Here is an 18062-nt window from a genome sequence, read left to right on the forward strand (position 1 = left end):
GCGGTCGCGGCGCGTAAATCTGTCCCCTTCGCGACAATTCCTTGCGCGGCGGCAAAGAGACAGGTGTACGTGCCGCGCGGCGCATTGCGCGAATGCGCCGCGCTTGCGAATTGGGCCCGCGTCAACGGGCCCAATTCTGCTTGCGGACTGCTTACTTCAGCAGGTCCTTGACGCCGTCGCGCTCTTCCAGCAGCTCTTTCAGCGTGAAGTCCAGGCGCTCACGCGAGAAGGCGTCGATTTCCAGGCCTTCGACGCGCTTGTATTCGCCGTTTTCGGTCGTGACCGGCACGCCGTAGATGATGCCTTCGGGGATGCCGTAGGAGCCATCCGACGGAATGCCCATGGTGACCCACTTGCCGTTGCTGCCCAGGACCCAGTCACGCACGTGGTCGATGGCGGCGTTGGCGGCCGAGGCGGCCGACGACAGGCCGCGGGCCTCGATGATGGCGGCGCCGCGCTTGCCCACGGTGGGGATGAAGGTGTCGCGGTTCCAGGCGTCGTCGTTGATCAGCTTGGACAGCGATTCGCCGCCGACGGTGGCGAAGCGGTAGTCGGGGTACATGGTGGGCGAGTGGTTGCCCCACACGACCAGCTTCTCGATGTCGGCCACGGCCTTGCCCGACTTGGCGGCCAGTTGCGACAGGGCGCGGTTGTGGTCCAGGCGCAGCATGGCGGTGAAGTTCTTGGCGGGCAGGTCCGGCGCCGACTTCATGGCGATGTAGGCGTTGGTGTTGGCCGGATTGCCGACCACCAGGACCTTGACGTTGCGGCTGGCGACGTCGTTCAGGGCCTTGCCCTGGGCCGTGAAGATCTGGGCGTTGACCGACAGCAGGTCCTTGCGTTCCATGCCGGGGCCGCGCGGGCGGGCGCCGACCAGCAGGGCCACGTCCGCGTCCTTGAACGCCGTGCGCGGATCGCTGTGGGCGGTGACTTCCTGCAGCAGCGGGAAGGCGCAGTCATCCAGTTCCATGATGACGCCCTTCAGGGCCTTTTGCGCTTTTTCGTCGGGGATTTCAAGCAGTTGCAGAATGACGGGCTGATCTTTGCCCAGCATTTCGCCGGAGGCGATGCGGAACAGCAGTGCGTAACCGATTTGGCCGGCGGCGCCGGTGACGGCGACACGCAAGGCAGGCTTAGACATGGACGTTCTCCGTAATGGTGTGGCGAGAAAGAAATCTCGCCAATCAGTGTAATCCGTTGAGCGGCGCAAACGGCCTGCGCGCGAGGGGCGGCCAGGTTGCCGGACAGACGGAAATCCTAGAACTAATTTACGGGTGCGTCAATTGATCTTATATCTTATATAAGACATAAGACGTTGGACAGCGTTGCCCCCGATATGCCACAATAGAGCGTTTGTTCGAATGCGCCGCAGCACCGCCGGCTGCGCGCCTGTATCAGGCCAGAACACCGGCACCGCAGCAGCGCATGCGAATGGAAACCGCATCGTTTGCGCTGCCTTTCCATTCTCCGGATGAACATGACACTTCCAAGACGATCCATGGCAGACCCCCGGCCCGAAACTCCCCTACGTACTCGCGCCGCCCGTCCAGCGGGCGAGGGGGCCGCTTTCAGTCCGTTGTACCGCCAGATCAAGGGCCTGCTCGTCCAGAGCCTGGACCGCGGCGAATGGAAGCCCGGCGAACTCATCCCCAGCGAAATCGATCTGGCCGCCCGCTTCCAGGTGAGCCAGGGCACGGTGCGCAAGGCGGTCGATGAGTTGGCCGCCGAACACTTGCTGCTGCGCCGCCAGGGCAAGGGCACCTTCGTCGCCACCCACCATGAAGCCCGCGTGCGCTACCGCTTCCTGCGCCTGGCCCCCGACGAAGAGGGCGAGGCCGGCCGCGCCGAAAGCCGCATCCTCGAATGCCGGCGCTTGCGGGCGCCGGCCGAGATCGCGCGCGCGCTCGACCTGCGCGCCGGCGAAACCGTCGTCATGATCCGCCGCCTGCTGTCCATGGGGCAGACACCCACCGTGCTGGACGACATCTGGCTGCCGGGATCCATCTTCCGCGGCCTCACCTTCGAGCTGTTGAGCGCGAACAAGGCGCCGCTCTATGGCCTGTTTGAATCCGAGTTCGGCGTCAGCATGGTGCGCGCGGACGAAAAGCTGCGCGCGGTGGCCGCGCCGGCCGAAGTCTGTACGCTGCTTAATGTTGCCGCCGGCACGCCGTTGTTGCAGGTGGATCGTGTGTCGTACACGTACGGTGACCGCCCCATGGAAATCCGGCGGGGCTTGTACTTGACCGATCGATACCACTACCGCAATAGTCTGAATTGATGAGCTTTTTACCTACGATTTGATACCAACCCGATCTCTGGGCGAAAATACCGTGTTTGCCCGCAAGGGCCACGGCATTGCCGCCGTCACGATTCCCTAGTTCCGAAACACCGAGGCCGTCATGTCCGACACCGCTGCCAAGCCACGTCCGCAGTTTCGCAATATTGGGCTTGCCCAAGTTGCGTTCTCCTATCGCCTGCCCCTGGCCGGCAAGCTGTCCATCCTGCACCGCATCAGCGGCATATTGCTGTTCCTCTGTCTGCCCTTGGTCATTCTGCCGCTGTTCGCGGCCAGCGTGGCCTCGCCGCAGACCTTCGCGGCCGTCGCCGCGTATGCCGGCAATCCGATCGTCAAGCTCGTCCTCCTGGTCCTGATCTGGGGCTACCTGCATCACTTCTGTGCGGGCATCCGCTACCTGCTGCTGGACCTGCACCTGGGCATCGACAAGCTGTCGGCCAAGAAAAGCGCCGGCGTGGTTTTCGGTGTCAGCCTGGCGCTGACCCTGGTGTTCGCCCTCAAACTGTTCGGAGTGCTGTAAATGGCCGCCGCTAAAAACTACGGACCCAAGCGCCTGGTCGTCGGCGCCCACTATGGCGTCATGGATTTCATCATCCAGCGCATCACCGCCGTCATCATGGCCGTGTATACGCTGGTGCTGCTCATCGGCATCCTGTTGATGCCTGCCTTCACGTATGAATCGTGGCACGCGCTGTTCACGTTCTACGTGGGCGTTCTTCCGGTCGGCCAGATCCTGGCGACCCTCGCATTCGTTGCGTTGGCCTGGCATGCCTGGATTGGCGTGCGCGACATCTGGATGGACTACGTCAAGCCGGTGGGCCTGCGCCTGCTGCTGCAAGTGCTGACGATCCTCTGGTTGATCGGTTCGGTCGTTTACTTCGCGCAAATCCTCTGGAGCATCTAAGCCGTGGTCTCTGTCATGAAATCCTTGCCGCGCCGCCAGTTTGATGTGGTGGTCGTGGGCGCCGGCGGAGCCGGCATGCGTTGTTCGCTGCAACTGTCCCAAGCGGGCCTGTCCGTTGCGGTGCTGTCCAAAGTGTTCCCCACGCGCTCGCACACCGTGGCCGCGCAAGGCGGCGTGAGCGCCTCGCTGGGCAACATGAGCGAAGACAACTGGTACTGGCACATGTACGACACCGTCAAGGGTTCGGACTGGCTGGGCGACCAGGACGCCATCGAGTTCATGTGCCGCGAAGCTCCCAATGCCGTGTACGAACTCGAGCACTTCGGCATGCCGTTCGACCGCAACCCCGACGGCACCATCTACCAGCGTCCGTTCGGCGGCCACACCGCCAACTTCGGTGAAAAGCCGGTCCAGCGCGCCTGTGCCGCTGCCGACCGTACCGGCCACGCGCTGCTGCACACCCTGTACCAGCGCAACGTTGCCGCCCGCACCCAGTTCTTCGTCGAATGGATGGCGCTGGACCTGCTGCGCAACGAAGCCGGCGACGTCGTGGGCGTGACCGCGCTCGAAATGGAAACCGGCGAGATCTACATCCTGGAAGCCAAGACCACGGTGCTGGCCACCGGCGGCGCCGGCCGCATCTGGGCCGCTTCCACCAACGCCTTCATCAACACCGGTGACGGCCTGGGCATGGCCGCCCGCGCGGGCATCCCGCTGCAGGACATGGAATTCTGGCAATTCCACCCGACCGGCGTGGCCGGCGCCGGCGTGCTGATCACCGAAGGCGTGCGCGGCGAAGGCGGCATCCTGCTGAACAAGGACGGCGAACGCTTCATGGAGCGCTACGCGCCCACGCTGAAGGACCTGGCGCCGCGTGACTTCGTGTCGCGCTCGATGGACCAGGAAATCAAGGAAGGCCGCGGCTGCGGTCCGGACGGCAGCTACGTGGTGCTCAAGCTCGACCACCTCGGCGCCGACGTCATCAACAAGCGCCTGCCCTCCATCCGCGAAATCGCCATCAAGTTCGGCAACGTCGACCCGATCAAGGAACCGATCCCCGTCGTCCCGACCATCCATTACCAGATGGGCGGCATCCCGGCCAACTACCACGGCCAGGTGCTGACGCGCGAAAACGGCGAGAACAAGATCGTCAACGGCCTGTACGCCATCGGCGAATGCGCCGCGGTGTCGGTGCACGGCGCCAACCGCCTGGGCACCAACTCGCTGCTGGACCTGATCGTCTTCGGCCGCGCCACCGGCAACCACATCGTCAATTCGCATCCGGAACGCCAGCACGCGCACCAGCCCGTGCCGCAGCAGGCCGTCGAATTCTCGATGGATCGCATCAACAAGCTGGAGTCGCGCACCTCGGGCGAGAAGACCCAGGACATCGGCAACGCGATCCGCTTCTCGATGCAGCGCCACTGCGGCGTGTTCCGCACGCTGGACCTGCTGAACGAAGGCGTGACCCAGATCGAAGACCTGGCCAAGCAGGCCGACAACATCTACTTCAAGGACAAGTCCAAGGTGTTCAACACCGCGCGCGTCGAGGCGCTGGAACTGGCCAACATGACCGAAGTGGCCCGCGCCACCATCAAGTCGGCCGCCAACCGCACCGAAAGCCGCGGCGCCCACGCGCTGGACGACCACCCGACCCGTGACGACGAGAACTGGCTCAAGCACACGCTGTGGTACTCCGAAGGCAGCCGCCTGGATTACAAGCCCGTGCAGATGAAGCCGCTGACGGTCGAGTCCTTCCCGCCCAAGGCGCGTACCTTCTAAGTCCGGATAGAGCCTACTATGAGCACCAAGAGAATCGTCAAGTTCGAAATCTACCGCTACGATCCGGACAAGGACGAGCGCCCCTACATGCAGAAGCTGGAAGTCGAACTCCAGCCCACCGACAAGATGCTGCTTGATGCGCTGGTGCGCATCAAGAACGACGTCGACGACAGCCTGGCCCTGCGCCGCTCGTGCCGTGAAGGCGTGTGCGGTTCGGACGCCATGAACATCAACGGCAAGAACGGCCTGGCCTGCACGACCAACCTGCGCGAGCTGAAAGAACCGATCGTGCTGCGCCCGCTGCCGGGCCTGCCCGTGATCCGCGACCTGATCGTGGACATGACGCACTTCTTCAACCAGTACCACTCGATCCGCCCGTACCTCATCAACGACACGCCGCCGCCCGAGAAAGAGCGCCTGCAGTCGCCCGAGGCGCGCGAAGAGCTGGATGGCCTGTACGAGTGCATCCTGTGCGCGTGCTGTTCCACTTCCTGCCCGTCGTTCTGGTGGAATCCGGACAAGTTCGTCGGCCCGGCCGGCCTGCTGCAAGCCTACCGCTTCATCGCCGACAGCCGCGACGAAGCCACCGGCAGCCGTCTGGACAACCTGGAAGACCCGTACCGCCTGTTCCGTTGCCACACCATCATGAACTGCGTCGACGTCTGTCCCAAGGGACTGAACCCGACCAAGGCCATTGGCAAGATCAAGGAACTGATGGTCCGTCGCACGGTCTAGTAGTTTGGTGTATTTAAGGTGTAATGATGAGCAGGCTTACTGAACTGGAACGGGCGCGTCTGCGTTGGCGGGCGCGCCGGGGTCTGCTCGAAAACGACTTGATCATCACCCGGTATCTCGACGCCCACGAGGCCGAGCTTACCGACGATGACGTGACGGCATTGACGCAGCTCTTCGAGTTGGGAGACAACGATCTTCTCGACCTGCTGCTGGCCCGCAAGGAGCTCGAGGGCGCACTGGACACGCCCCGGCTCCGCGGCATCATCGGCCAGATGCGGTCGCTCTGATTAATTGAGAGGAAAAAACATGAACCTGTCTGACAAAAAAGCCACTCTGTCCTTCTCGGACGGCAGCGCACCCATTGAGTTCCCTGTCTACAAGGGCACGGTCGGTCCGGATGTGATCGACATCCGCAAGCTGTACGGCCAGACGGGCATGTTCACGTTCGACCCCGGTTTCATGTCGACCGCGGCTTGCGAATCGGGCATCACCTACATCGACGGCGACAAGGGCGAGCTGCTGTACCGCGGCTACCCGATCGAACAGCTGGCCGTCAATTGCGATTTCATGGACATCTGCTACCTGATCCTGAACGGCGAACTGCCGAACCAGGAACAGAAGGCCGACTTCGATTCGCAAGTGACCCATCACACGATGGTCAACGAACAGCTGCACTTCTTCCTGCGCGGCTTCCGTCGCGACGCCCACCCGATGGCCGTCCTGACGGGCCTGGTGGGCGCGCTGTCGGCGTTCTACCATGACTCGACCGACATCACGAACCCGCAGCATCGTCACATCTCGGCCATCCGCCTGATCGCCAAGATGCCGACGCTGGTCGCGATGGCGTACAAGTACTCGCAAGGCCAACCGTTCATCTACCCGCAGAACGACCTGTCCTACACGGGCAACTTCCTGCGCATGATGTTCGCCACGCCGTGCGAAGAGTACAAGGTCAACGAAGTCGTCGAGCGCGCGCTCGACCGCATCTTCATCCTGCACGCCGACCACGAGCAGAACGCCTCGACCTCCACGGTCCGCCTGTGCGGTTCGTCGGGCACCAACCCGTTCGCCGCCATCTCGGCCGGCGTGGCTTGCCTGTGGGGCCCGGCTCACGGCGGCGCCAACGAAGCTTGCCTGCAGATGCTCGAAGAGCTGCAAGCCAACGGCGGCATCGCCAAGGTCGGCGAGTTCATGGAGAAGGTCAAGGACAAGAACTCGGGCGTGCGCCTGATGGGCTTTGGCCACCGCGTCTACAAGAACTACGACCCGCGCGCCAAGCTGATGCAGGAAACGTGCAAGGAAGTGCTCTCGGCCCTGGGCCTGGAAAACGACCCGCTGTTCAAGCTGGCCATGGAACTGGAACGCATCGCCCTGTCGGATCCGTACTTCGTGCAGCGCAAGCTGTACCCGAACGTGGACTTCTACTCGGGTATCGTCCAGCGCGCCATCGGCATCCCGACCTCGCTGTTCACGGCCATCTTCGCGCTGGCCCGCACGGTGGGCTGGATCGCCCAGTGGAACGAAATGCTGTCGGATCCCGATTACAAGATCGGCCGTCCGCGCCAGCTGTTCACCGGTTCGGTCACGCGCGACGTGCCCCCGATGGACAAGCGTTGATACGCTTTCCCGCGTGAACAAAAAACCGCCTTCGGGCGGTTTTTTGTTGCCTGGCGATCGGGCATTCGCGGCGTGGCGCTTTGGCGTTTATCATCCTGGCCATGATTCCGATAGCGCTGCCCTCCGCGGGCTTCTACATCTTCCTTTCCCTGGGATTCCTCGCCGGCCTGGTGCTGCTTGGCTGGGCGCTGGTGCTGATTGCCAGCAAGGGGGCGCGGCGCACCGTCCGCAGGTACTGGAAGACTTCCAGCCTGGTGTTCGTGGTGCTGGCGGTGCCGTTTGCCTTCTATGGCTGGGTGCAGACCGCGATCTGGCAGATCGAGCGTGAAAGCGACCGCCGCGAGGCTGCCCGCAACGTCACGCTGGAGGCGCCGACGACGGTGGCGGGCATTGTCATGCCCGCCGGCACGCGCCTGAAGCTGCAGGATGAGGGCCAGCTGGAAACCTACGTCGAAGCCGAATTTGCGCAGCCCGTGGCCATGTACGGCGTGCAGGCCTCGCGCGCGCAGCGCTACCTGGACAGCGAATACGACAGCGAGACCTACGCGCTGCGCGGGCGTCATCCGCGTAGCGTCCTGCTGCGCGGCGCGGGCAGCCAGGCGGTGTTGGGCTGGCAGTGCGACGCTACCCAGGACATTGAATTCGACGTGGCGAAAGATGGCGCGATGGTGGCGTTGAACAAGTGCGTGCTGGGGCCCGGCAACCGGGTCGAGGAACTGGATCTCGCGCCCGGGTCCATCGTCTATGGTTCGACCGGCACCGTCTACACCGATGGCTCGCGCGATGCGGATCAATGGCGCATCGAGGTCAAGGACCCGGTCGCGGTCAAGGTGTTCGGGCTGCCGTTGAGCGAGCCGCGCCTCTATCTGGATGGCGAGCGGCGGCTGCTGCGCGTGAGCGATGCGGAGCTGGCCTGCCCGACGCGCCTGGGCGGCGTGAGCTACGCCGCGGGTACGCAGGTCAAGACGGTGCGGCGCGGCCGCGGCGATGAGCGTGAACCCTATCCGGGCGTGCTGGTGTTGAGTCCGTGGAATGGCCAGGTCGCCAGGCGCGAGGGCCTGGCCGACGTGCCCGAGGGCATGTCGGTGATGCAGACGCTGGCGGGCGAGGTCGTGGACGTGGTCAAGAACGACACGGTGGGGGTGTTTCACTTCGCCACCATCACGGTCGGTGACGACATGCCGCAGCCGACCCGCGCGCGCTGTCCCTGAGGCGCGCGGACCGTGTGCCTCGCTGGTGGTGCGCGCCTTACGCGCCGATGCCGCGCGCCATCAACACGGCGAACAGCGGCAGGAAGATGAACAGGTGCGATTCGATCATCACCCAGCGGCGGGCGCGCTTGATCTGCGCGGCGTCGGGCACGAAGGCGGGCTGCTGGCGCGCCTGTTTGGCCCAGCGCAGGAAGGCCAGTGTGGGCGGGATCGAACAGAGGCCGATGATGACGAACAGCGTGATCTTGGCGTGGAACCAGGGGTTGCCCATGTAGAAGGCGGCGCCCTTGATGCCCAGCATCAGGCGCAGCACGCCGGTGGCCAGCACCAGGATCGCGCTGAGCAGGTACAGCCGGTCGTAGATCACCAGGCGCTTGAGCGTGGCTGGCGTCAGGTCGGGGCGCAGCAGCACCGCTTCGGCGGTCAGCACCACCACCAGCACGAAGATGGCCAGGAAATGAAACCAGGCCAGGAAGGCGTCGAGCAGCATAGGGTCGGGCTCCGGTAGGGAAGGGGCGAGGGGAGTCTCTGCTCCGTTTTTACCATTGGCCCGTCGCCGCGCACTATCGTGGCATCAAGCAGGACAGAAAAAAAGGACGCCCCGCGGGGCGTCCCTTGCGTGCCGATCAGCGCAATGCGATCAACGGCGCTTCTTGGCGGCTTCGGCGGCTTCCTGCTGCGCATCGACCACGGCCAGCGCGGTCATGTTGACGATGCGGCGCACGGTGGCGCTGGTCGTCAGGATGTGCACCGGGCGCGCGGCGCCCAGCAGGATCGGACCCATCGCGACGCCATTGCTGCCGGTCATCTTCAGCATGTTGTACGTGATGTTGCCGGTGTCCAGCGTCGGCATGACCAGCAGGTTGGCGCGGCCCTTCAGGGTGCTGTCCGGGTAGGCCAGCACGCGGATCTTTTCCGACAGGGCGGCGTCGGCGTGCATTTCGCCGTCCACTTCCAGGTCGGGCGCGCGGTCCTGCACCAGCTGGCGCGCGGCGGCCATCTTGCGCGACGACTCCGTGACGCGGCTGCCGAAGTTCGAATGCGACAGCAGGGCGATCTTGGGCACCACGCCGAAACGCAGCATCTCGTCGGCGGCCTGGATGGTGATGTTGGCGACTTCCTCGGCCGACGGGTTCTCGTTGACGTGGGTGTCGGTGACGAACAGCGTCTGGTCGGGCAGCATCAGCACGTTCAGGGCGGCGTAGGTCTGGCCTTCCTTCTTGCCGATGATCTCGTCGATGTACTTGAGCTGGTTGTCGTACTTGCTGGCCACGCCGCACAGCAGCGCGTCGGCATCGCCGCGGCGCAGCAGCATCGCGCCGATCAGCGTGTTGTGCTTGCGGATCATCGCCTTGGCGATGGCCGGGGTCACGCCTTCGCGGCCCTTGAGCTGGTAGTACGCGCTCCAGGTTTCGTTGAAGCGGCTGTCGTCCTCGGGATCGACGATCTCGAAGTGCTGGCCGGCGATCAGGCGCAGGCCGAACTTCTTGATGCGCATCTCGATCACCGACGGGCGGCCGATCAGGATCGGGAACGCCAGCTTTTCATCGGCCACGGTCTGCACCGCGCGCAGCACGCGCTCGTCTTCGCCGTCGGCGTAGATGACGCGCTTGGGCGCCTTCTTGGCCTGGGCGAACAGCGGGCGCATCAGCTGGCCCGAGTGGTAGACGAAGCCCATCAGCTTCTGGCGGTAGGCCTCGATGTCCTCGATCGGACGGGCCGCCACGCCGGAGTCGGCGGCAGCCTGGGCCACGGCCGGGGCGATCTGCACGATCAGGCGCGGGTCGAACGGCTTGGGGATGATGTAGTCGGGGCCGAACGACAGTTCCTGGCCGGCGTAGGCGCGGGCCACTTCATCGTTCTGCTCGGCCTGGGCCAGCTCGGCGATGGCCTTGACGCACGCCAGCTTCATTTCCTCGGTGATGCGCGAGGCGCCGGCATCCATGGCGCCGCGGAAGATGAAGGGGAAGCACAGCACGTTGTTGACCTGGTTCGGGTAGTCCGAACGGCCGGTGGCGATGATGCAGTCCGGGCGGGCGGCCTTGGCGACTTCCGGGCGGATTTCCGGTTCCGGGTTGGCCAGCGCCAGGATCAGCGGACGATCGGCCATGGTCTTGACCATGTCGGCGGTCAGCACGCCGGCGGTCGAGCAGCCCAGGAACACGTCGGCGCCGTTGACCACGTCGGCCAGCGTGCGCGCGTCGGTCTTCTGCGCGTAGCGCTTCTTGTTGGCTTCCATGTTTTCATCGCGGCCTTCCCAGATCACGCCGCGCGAATCCACCACGTAGATGTTCTCGCGCTTGACGCCCAGGTGCACCAGCAGGTCCAGGCAGGCGATGGCGGCGGCGCCGGCACCCGAGCAGGCCAGCTTGACCGTGCCGATGTCCTTGCCCACGACCTTCAGGCCGTTCAGGATGGCGGCCGACGAGATGATGGCGGTGCCGTGCTGGTCGTCGTGGAAGACGGGGATCTTCATGCGTTCGCGCAGCTTCTTCTCGATGTAGAAGCACTCGGGCGCCTTGATGTCCTCGAGGTTGACGCCGCCGAGTGTGGGCTCGAGCGCGGCGATGATGTCGACCAGCTTGTCGGGGTCGTTCTCGGCCAGTTCGATGTCGAACACGTCGATGCCGGCGAACTTCTTGAACAGGCAGCCCTTGCCTTCCATGACCGGCTTGGCGGCCAGCGGGCCGATGTTGCCCAGGCCCAGCACGGCCGTGCCGTTGGTGATCACGCCCACCAGGTTGCCGCGCGAGGTGTACTTGGACGCGGCGTCGTCGCCCTGGTCGAAGATGGCCATGCAGGCGGCGGCCACGCCGGGCGAGTACGCCAGCGACAGGTCGTCCTGGTTGGCGAGGGGCTTGGTCGGGGTGACCGAGATTTTGCCGGGGGTGGGATAGGCGTGGTAATCCAACGCCAGCTTGGTGAGGGTTTCGTCCATGGGATACAGCCTTTTCGGCGCTAACTGTAGGTAAAAAGCGGAAAGCAAAAAGCGGGCTCGCGGCCCGCCGTATTCTTTGGGAAATGCTTAGGGAACACCCGTATTTCAACAGAAAGCGGCGCGAATTGGTTGCTGCACCGCAGCGATCGTCCGATTTTGATCAAGGCGGCGCGCTTCGTGATGACGCCGGTGAAAAAGGAGAAAAGCCCCGGTTCGGGGCTTTTCTCCTTTGCTTTCAGGGTGTTATTGCGCCCAGGGCGGCGTGGCGCGATCGGCCGCGCCCAGTTTGAGGCGCAATGCGTTGGCTTGCTCCTGTCGGCCCAGGCTGTCCAGCGCATGCAGCACGATCCAGTCGGCGCTGACTTCGAAGAAGTCACGCAGGCGGGCGCGGGTGTCGCTGCGGCCGAAGCCGTCGGTGCCCAGCGTGCGGTAGGGCGCGGGCACCCAGGCGCGGATCTGCTCGGGCACGGCGCGCACGTAGTCGGTCGCGGCCACCACCGGCGCGTCGCTGCCGCCCAGGCAGGCGCGCACCCAGTCCGCGTCCGGCGCGGCAGGCAGGCCGAGCGCGCGGGCGCGTTCGGCCTCGCGGCCGTCGCGCGCCAGTTCGGAGAAGCTGGTCACGCTCCAGACCTCGGCATCCACGCCGTATTCCGCATGCAGGCGCTCGGCGGCCATTTCCGCTTCGCGCAGCATGGGGCCGGCGCCCAGCAGGCGCACGGCCGCCTGCTGGCGGGCCGGGCGCAGGCGGTACATGCCGCGCAGAATGCCCTCGGCCGCCGCGCCGTCCCGCGGCAGGTCGGGCTGCGCCAGGTTTTCGTTGGTGACGGTCAGGTAGAAGAATTCGTCGCGCTGTTCGTCCAGCATGCGGCGCATGCCGTATTCGACGATCACCGCGACTTCATAGGCGTAGGCCGGATCGTAGGCGCGGCAGTTGGGCACGGCCGCGGCCATGATGTGGCTGGAGCCGTCCTGGTGCTGCAAGCCTTCGCCGCCCAGCGTGGTGCGGCCGGAGGTGGCGCCGATGAGGAAGCCGCGCGTGCGCTGGTCGGCCGCGGCCCAGATCAGGTCGCCGATGCGCTGGAAACCGAACATCGAGTAATAGATATAGAAAGGCAGCATCGGCAGGCCGTTGACCGAGTAGCTGGTGCCGGCCGCCGTCCACGACGAGATCGCGCCCGCCTCGGTGATGCCTTCTTCCAGGATCTGGCCGTCGCGCGCCTCGCGGTAGTACAGCACCGAGCCGATGTCCTCGGGTTCGTACAGCTGGCCTTGCGCCGAATAGATGCCGATCTGGCGGAACAGGTTGGCCATGCCGAAGGTGCGCGCTTCGTCGGCCACGATGGGCACGATGCGCGGGCCGACCTGCGGGTCCTTCAACAGCGCCGTCAGCATGCGCACGATGGCCATGGTGGACGACATTTCCTTGCCGTCGGCGTTGAGCGCGAAGCGGGCCCACTGCTCGGCCGCGGGCGGCGACAGGCGCGGCGCCTGCGTCCGGCGGCGCGGAATGTGGCCGCCCAGCGCGGCGCGGCGCGCCTGCAGGTGGCGCAGCTCGGCGCTGTCTTCGGCGGGACGGTAGAACTTGAGCGCCAGGCAGTCGGCGTCGGAGATCGGCAGGGCGAAGCGGTCGCGGAACGCCAGCAGCGCCTCGTCGTCCAGCTTCTTCTGCTGGTGGGTGGTCATCTTGCCCTGGCCGGCCGCGCCCATGCCGAAGCCCTTTTTGGTCTGCGCCAGGATCACGGTGGGCTGGCCGCGGTGATGCGCGGCGCGGTGATACGCGGCGTGGATCTTGACCATGTCGTGGCCGCCGCGATGCAACCGGTCGATGGCTTCGTCGGTCCAGTCGGCCACCAGCGCCGCCAGTTCGGGATTCTGGTTGAAGAAGTGGGCGCGGTTGAAGGCGCCGTCGTTGGCGGCGAAGGTCTGGAACTGGCCGTCCACCGTGTTGGCGAAGGCGCGCGCCAGGGCGCCGTTGCCGTCCCGGCGCAGCAGGGCGTCCCAGTCGCTGCCCCAGACCAGCTTGATGACGTTCCAGCCGGCGCCGGCGTACAGGGTTTCGAGTTCGTCGATGATGCGGCCGTTGCCGCGCACCGGGCCGTCCAGGCGCTGCAGGTTGCAGTTGACCACGAACACCAGGTTGTCGAGCTTTTCGCGCGCGGCCAGGGTCAGCGCGGCGATGGATTCGGGCTCGTCCATCTCGCCGTCGCCGAAGATGCCCCAGACCTTGCGGTCGCCCCCCGGCACCAGCGAACGGTGTTCCAGGTAGCGCATGAAGCGCGCCTGGTAGATGGCGTTGATGGGGCCGATGCCCATCGAGCCGGTCGGGAACTGCCAGAAGTCCGGCATCAACCACGGGTGCGGGTACGACGACAGCCCGCGCAGGCCGCGCGAGGTGGCGGTGATTTCCTGGCGGAAGTGGGCCAGGTCGTCCTCGCTGAGGAATCCTTCGAGGTAGGCTCGGGCGTAGACGCCGGGCGCCGAGTGCGGTTGCATGTAGACCAGGTCGCCCGGACCGTCGGCGCCGGCGGCGCGGAAGAAGTGGTTGAAGCCGACCTCGAACAGGTCGGCGGCCGAGGCGTAGCTGGCGATGTGGCCACCCAGCTCGCCATGGGCCTGGTTGGCGCGCACCACCATGGCCAGCGCGTTCCAGCGGTTGATGCGGGCGATGCGTTCCTCGACCGCCAGGTTGCCGGGAAAGGGCGGTTCCTGGTCGGCGGGAATGGTGTTCAGGTAGGCGGTGCGCGTCTGGCTGTTGGCGCGCAGTCCCAGCGTGGCGGCATGCCCCAGCAGGTTATCCAGCACATAGCCGGCCCGCTCGGCGCCCGAGGCCTCGACCAGGGACTGCAGACCGTCGCGCCACTCGGCGGTTTCGGCCGGATCGGCGTCATGCCGGGGGTCTGGTCCGGCGGAGGAATGGCTGGCGTCGCACATGATGGTTTTGTCTCCTTGTAGCGCCATGCTAGTCCTGTCCACGGGGCATGGGTGATCAAAATGCCGCCGTGAAAAGCAGGTTTTCAGCATAATCGTTTGCCAGGCTGGGGATGGGCGGCAGGATCTGCCGCCCAGGGCCGCTTACCGGTGGTGACCACCTGCTGGACGCCAAGGCGCTAGAATTCGCCCTTCATAAAAAACAAACCGGCAACCAGACAGGGCGGCAACGCCCTGATAGCCGGGGCCGTCCCGCCCCACAGGCGGGATCGCGTCCCGGCCAGTAAAGGGAGACTTCAATGACTCAACCCACCAGCGTCCCGGCAGAGGTCACGCTACCGGAACTGACGTTCCGCGGCGTGCTGCTGGGCGCAGTGATCACCATCATCTTTACCGCCTCCAACGTGTTCCTGGGGCTCAAGGTCGGCCTGACCTTCTCGTCGGCGATCCCGGCGGCGGTGATTTCCATGTCGGTGTTGCGCCTGTTCAAGGACGCCAACATCCTCGAGAACAACATGGTGCAGACGCAGGCCTCGGCGGCCGGCACGCTGTCTGCCATCATCTTCATCCTGCCCGCCCTGGTCATGATGGGCCACTGGCAGGGCTTTCCGTTCTGGCAGACCCTGGGCATCTGCGCCGCTGGCGGCATGCTGGGCGTGATGTTCACGATTCCGCTGCGCCACGTGATGGTGGTGCAGAGCGACCTGCCGTACCCGGAAGGCGTGGCGGCGGCGGAGATCCTGCGGGTCGGCAGCGCCGAGCGCGCCCAGGACGTGGCAGCGGATGCCGGGCGGGCGCCGGCCGGGCCGGCCGCCACCGGCATGGGCGACATCGTCAGCGGCGGCGTGGTGGCGGCAGCGGTCAGCTTCGCGGCCAGCGGCCTGCGGGTGCTGGGCGACGGCGTCAGCGGCTGGTTCGCGCTGGGTGGCGCGGTGTTCCGGCTGCCGATGGGGTTTTCGCTGGCGCTGCTGGGCGCCGGCTACCTGATCGGCATCGTGGCCGGCCTGGCCATGCTGACCGGCCTGGTGATTTCGTGGGGCATCGCGGTGCCGATCCTGACCTCGATGGCCGAGATCCCCGCGGACATGTCGCTGGCGAAGTTCGCCACCGGATTGTGGTCGTCGCAGGTGCGCTTCATCGGCGCCGGCGTGATCGGCGTGGGCGCCATCTGGACGCTGGCGACGCTGTTCATGCCGATGGCGCGTGGCGTCAAGGCCTCCTTCTCGGCGTTGACCCGCGCGGGCGCGGCGCGCGCCGGCAAGGCGCCGCGCACCGAGCGCGACCTGTCCGCGGGCTGGATCTCGGTCGTCACGCTGGTGCTGGTGGCGGTGCTGGTGATCACGTTCCAGGTGTTCCTGGCGGACGCGCCGCTGTCGGCCGCGGCGGTCTGGAAGCTGGTGGCCTACGCGGTGTTGTTCGCCTTCGTATTCGGCTTCCTGGTGGCGGCGGCCTGCGGCTACATGGCCGGCCTGGTGGGCACCTCGACCAGCCCGATCTCGGGCGTGGGCATCGTTGCCATCGTGCTGGTGTCGCTGTTGCTGCTGGTCCTGGGCGGTGAACTGCTGGCGGTGCAGAATGGCGTGCAGATGACCATCGCGCTGGCGATCTTCAGCACGTCGGCGGTGGTGGCGGTGGCCTCGATCTCCAATGACAATCTGCAGGACCTGAAGACCGGCTGGCTGGTGGGCGCGACCCCGTGGCGCCAGCAAGTGGCGCTATTGATCGGTTGCGTCCTTGGCGCGGCGGTGATCTCGCCGGTGCTGGACCTGCTGTACAACGCCTACGGCTTCGCCGATGCGATGCCGCGCGAAGGCATGGACCCGTCCCAGGCGCTGTCGGCGCCGCAGGCCACGCTGATGCTGGCGATCGCGCGTGGCATCTTCACGCACCAGCTGAACTGGACCATGATCCTGATCGGCATGGCGGTGGGCGTCGGCCTGATCGTGGTGGACGAGATCCTCAAGCGCACCTGCAAGGTGGCCCGCATCCCGGTGCTGGCGGTGGGCATCGGCATCTACCTGCCGCCGACCGTGGCGGCGCCGATCGTGGTGGGCGCGCTGCTGGCCTGGCTGCTGGAGCGCGCGCTGCGCCGCCGCGCCGCGGCCGCCGGCAAGGACTATGTATCGTTCGCCGACGCCGCCAACCGGCGCGGCGTGCTGATCGCCTCGGGCCTGATCGTGGGCGAGAGCCTGGTGGGGGTGGTGATGGCGGCGATCATCGGCGCCTCCGGCACCGACGCGCCGCTGGCGATCGCGGGCGAGGAATTCGCGCGCACCGCCTCGTTCCTGGGATTGGCGGTGTTCGCGCTGGTGGCGGTGCTGTTCTGGCGCCGGGTGATGCGCCTGGCGCAGCCATAGGCCAGGCGCCGCGCCAGGCAAGGACAGAAAGGGCATGACGCGCGCGTCATGCCCTTTTTTCATGCCGGCTGGAGCAGGTCGGCCAGCGTGCGGGCGATGACCTTGGTGGCGCGGCGCAGGTCTTCCAGCACCACGCGTTCGTCGTTGCGCTTGGCGTGCGACTCCAGCACGGTGCGCGGCCCGGCGCCGTAGATCACGCCGGGAATGCCGGCTTCGGCATACAGGCGCACGTCGGTATAGAGCGGCGTGCCCATGGCGGGGATCGATTCGCCGAACAGCTCCTGGCCGTGCCTGCGGATGGCGTCGACCAGCGGCTGGTTGCCGGGCAGCGGCCGCATGGCGTTGGCCAGCAGCAGGCGCTTGATCTCGACGCGGATGCCGGGCGTGGCGGCCGCGGCCTCTCCGATGATGCGGCGGATGTCGGCCTCCACCTCGGCCGCGTTCTCCTCCGGAATCATGCGGCGGTCGAGCTTGAACACGACCTTGCCGGGCACCACGTTGGTGTTGGTGCCGCCCTCGATGCGGCCGATGTTCAGGTAGGGATGGCTGATGCCTTCGACCCGCGAAGTGATCTCGCGGTAGCGCGCGTTCTGCGCGTAGAGCGCGTTCATGATGGCCACCGCGCCTTGCAGCGCGTCCACGCCGGTGGCGGGGATGGCGGCGTGCGCCATCTTGCCGTGCACCGTCACTTCCATCTGCAGGCAGCCGTTGTGCGCCGTCACGACCTCATAGCTGAAGCCGGCCGCGATCAGCAGGTCGGGTTTCGTCAGGCCCTGGCGCAGCAGCCAGCCGGGACCGAGCAGGCCGCCGAATTCCTCGTCGTAGGTGAAGTGCAGTTCAACCGCGCCCTGGCTCGGACGGGCCACGGCTTCCAGCGCCCGCAGCGCGAAGGTGAAGCTGGCGAAGTCGCTCTTGCTGACCGCGGCGGCGCGGCCGTAGAGGCAGCCGTCCTCGATCTGGGCGCCGTACGGATCGTGCTCCCAGCCGTCGCCGGGCGGCACCACGTCGCCGTGGGCGTTGAGCGCGACGCGGCGGCCGCCGGCGCCATATTCGCGCCGTACGATCAGGTTGGTGATGGACTCCATGCCGTAGGCGCGCACTTCATCGGCCGGCACGGGATGGGACTCGGCCGCCAGGCCGAAGCCCTGCAGCAGTTCGGCGGTGCGGACGGCGTGCGGGGCGTTGTTGCCCGGCGGCGTGTCGGTCGGCACGCGCACCAGTTCCTGCAGGAAGCGCACTTCTTCGTCGAAGTGGGCGTCCACCCAGGCGTCGAGTCGGGCGTAATCGGTCATGG

14 protein-coding genes are annotated in these 18062 nt (G+C 66.2%); 9 read left to right on the forward strand and 5 right to left on the reverse strand.

Features of this window, described 5'->3' with window-relative positions; all coding sequences use genetic code 11:
• Positions 1 to 151: 151 nt before the first annotated feature.
• Positions 152 to 1141, reverse strand: coding sequence for a malate dehydrogenase (locus AT699_RS07565; protein WP_006389360.1), 990 nt, complete (start codon positions 1139 to 1141; stop codon positions 152 to 154).
• Between the two features lie 357 nt (positions 1142 to 1498).
• On the opposite strand from AT699_RS07565, the gene AT699_RS07570 reads away from it, so the two are divergent.
• The 8 genes from AT699_RS07570 (at position 1499) to AT699_RS07605 (ending at position 8545) form a co-directional block, all read left to right on the forward strand.
• Positions 1499 to 2278: a GntR family transcriptional regulator gene (locus AT699_RS07570; RefSeq protein WP_058207262.1), complete on the forward strand. Its 780-nt coding sequence runs from the start codon at positions 1499 to 1501 to the stop codon at positions 2276 to 2278.
• Between the two features lie 121 nt (positions 2279 to 2399).
• Entirely contained in the window at positions 2400 to 2816 is a 417-nt protein-coding gene (sdhC, locus tag AT699_RS07575) for a succinate dehydrogenase, cytochrome b556 subunit (RefSeq protein WP_006389362.1), read from the forward strand.
• On the forward strand, positions 2817 to 3200 hold the full coding sequence (gene sdhD, locus AT699_RS07580) for a succinate dehydrogenase, hydrophobic membrane anchor protein (RefSeq protein WP_006389363.1): 384 nt from the start codon (positions 2817 to 2819) through the stop codon (positions 3198 to 3200).
• A gap of 15 nt (positions 3201 to 3215) precedes the next feature.
• Entirely contained in the window at positions 3216 to 4982 is a 1767-nt protein-coding gene (gene sdhA / locus AT699_RS07585) for a succinate dehydrogenase flavoprotein subunit (protein WP_194957103.1), read from the forward strand.
• Between the two features lie 18 nt (positions 4983 to 5000).
• The gene (locus AT699_RS07590) at positions 5001 to 5717 is read left to right on the forward strand and encodes a succinate dehydrogenase iron-sulfur subunit (RefSeq protein ID WP_024068140.1); all 717 of its coding nucleotides are present in this window, start codon (positions 5001 to 5003) and stop codon (positions 5715 to 5717) included.
• A gap of 26 nt (positions 5718 to 5743) precedes the next feature.
• Positions 5744 to 6004, forward strand: a complete 261-nt coding sequence (locus tag AT699_RS07595; RefSeq protein WP_026384752.1) for a succinate dehydrogenase assembly factor 2 — start codon at positions 5744 to 5746, stop codon at positions 6002 to 6004.
• Between the two features lie 19 nt (positions 6005 to 6023).
• The gene (locus AT699_RS07600; protein ID WP_006389367.1) at positions 6024 to 7334 is read left to right on the forward strand and encodes a citrate synthase; all 1311 of its coding nucleotides are present in this window, start codon (positions 6024 to 6026) and stop codon (positions 7332 to 7334) included.
• A gap of 80 nt (positions 7335 to 7414) precedes the next feature.
• Positions 7415 to 8545: a hypothetical protein gene (locus tag AT699_RS07605; RefSeq protein ID WP_024068141.1), complete on the forward strand. Its 1131-nt coding sequence runs from the start codon at positions 7415 to 7417 to the stop codon at positions 8543 to 8545.
• 37 nt (positions 8546 to 8582) lie between these two features.
• Here AT699_RS07605 and AT699_RS07610 read toward each other — a convergent pair whose 3' ends face one another.
• The 3 genes from AT699_RS07610 to mdeB all read right to left on the reverse strand — a co-directional run bounded on the left by AT699_RS07610 (position 8583) and on the right by mdeB (position 14414).
• Complete coding sequence (locus AT699_RS07610; protein ID WP_006389369.1) at positions 8583 to 9035, reverse strand: DUF2214 family protein; 453 nt, start codon at positions 9033 to 9035, stop codon at positions 8583 to 8585.
• Between the two features lie 150 nt (positions 9036 to 9185).
• Positions 9186 to 11483 (reverse strand): NADP-dependent malic enzyme, encoded by a 2298-nt coding sequence (locus tag AT699_RS07615; RefSeq protein WP_006389370.1) that lies wholly within the window; start codon positions 11481 to 11483, stop codon positions 9186 to 9188.
• A gap of 243 nt (positions 11484 to 11726) precedes the next feature.
• A complete protein-coding gene (gene mdeB / locus AT699_RS07620) occupies positions 11727 to 14414 on the reverse strand; it encodes an alpha-ketoglutarate dehydrogenase (protein WP_054484640.1) in 2688 nt (895 codons plus the stop codon).
• Between the two features lie 296 nt (positions 14415 to 14710).
• Here mdeB and AT699_RS07625 point away from each other — a divergent pair, with 296 nt between their 5' ends.
• Positions 14711 to 16768: an OPT family oligopeptide transporter gene (locus AT699_RS07625; protein ID WP_024068143.1), complete on the forward strand. Its 2058-nt coding sequence runs from the start codon at positions 14711 to 14713 to the stop codon at positions 16766 to 16768.
• 59 nt (positions 16769 to 16827) lie between these two features.
• Here AT699_RS07625 and AT699_RS07630 read toward each other — a convergent pair whose 3' ends face one another.
• Positions 16828 to 18060 carry a M20 family metallopeptidase gene (locus AT699_RS07630; RefSeq protein WP_024068144.1) on the reverse strand — a complete coding sequence of 411 codons (1233 nt, stop codon included), beginning with the start codon at positions 18058 to 18060 and terminating at the stop codon, positions 16828 to 16830.
• Between the last annotated feature and the right edge of the window lie 2 nt (positions 18061 to 18062).

It is taken from the genome of Achromobacter xylosoxidans, assembly GCF_001457475.1.
Taxonomy (GTDB): Bacteria; Pseudomonadota; Gammaproteobacteria; order Burkholderiales; family Burkholderiaceae_B; genus Achromobacter; species Achromobacter xylosoxidans.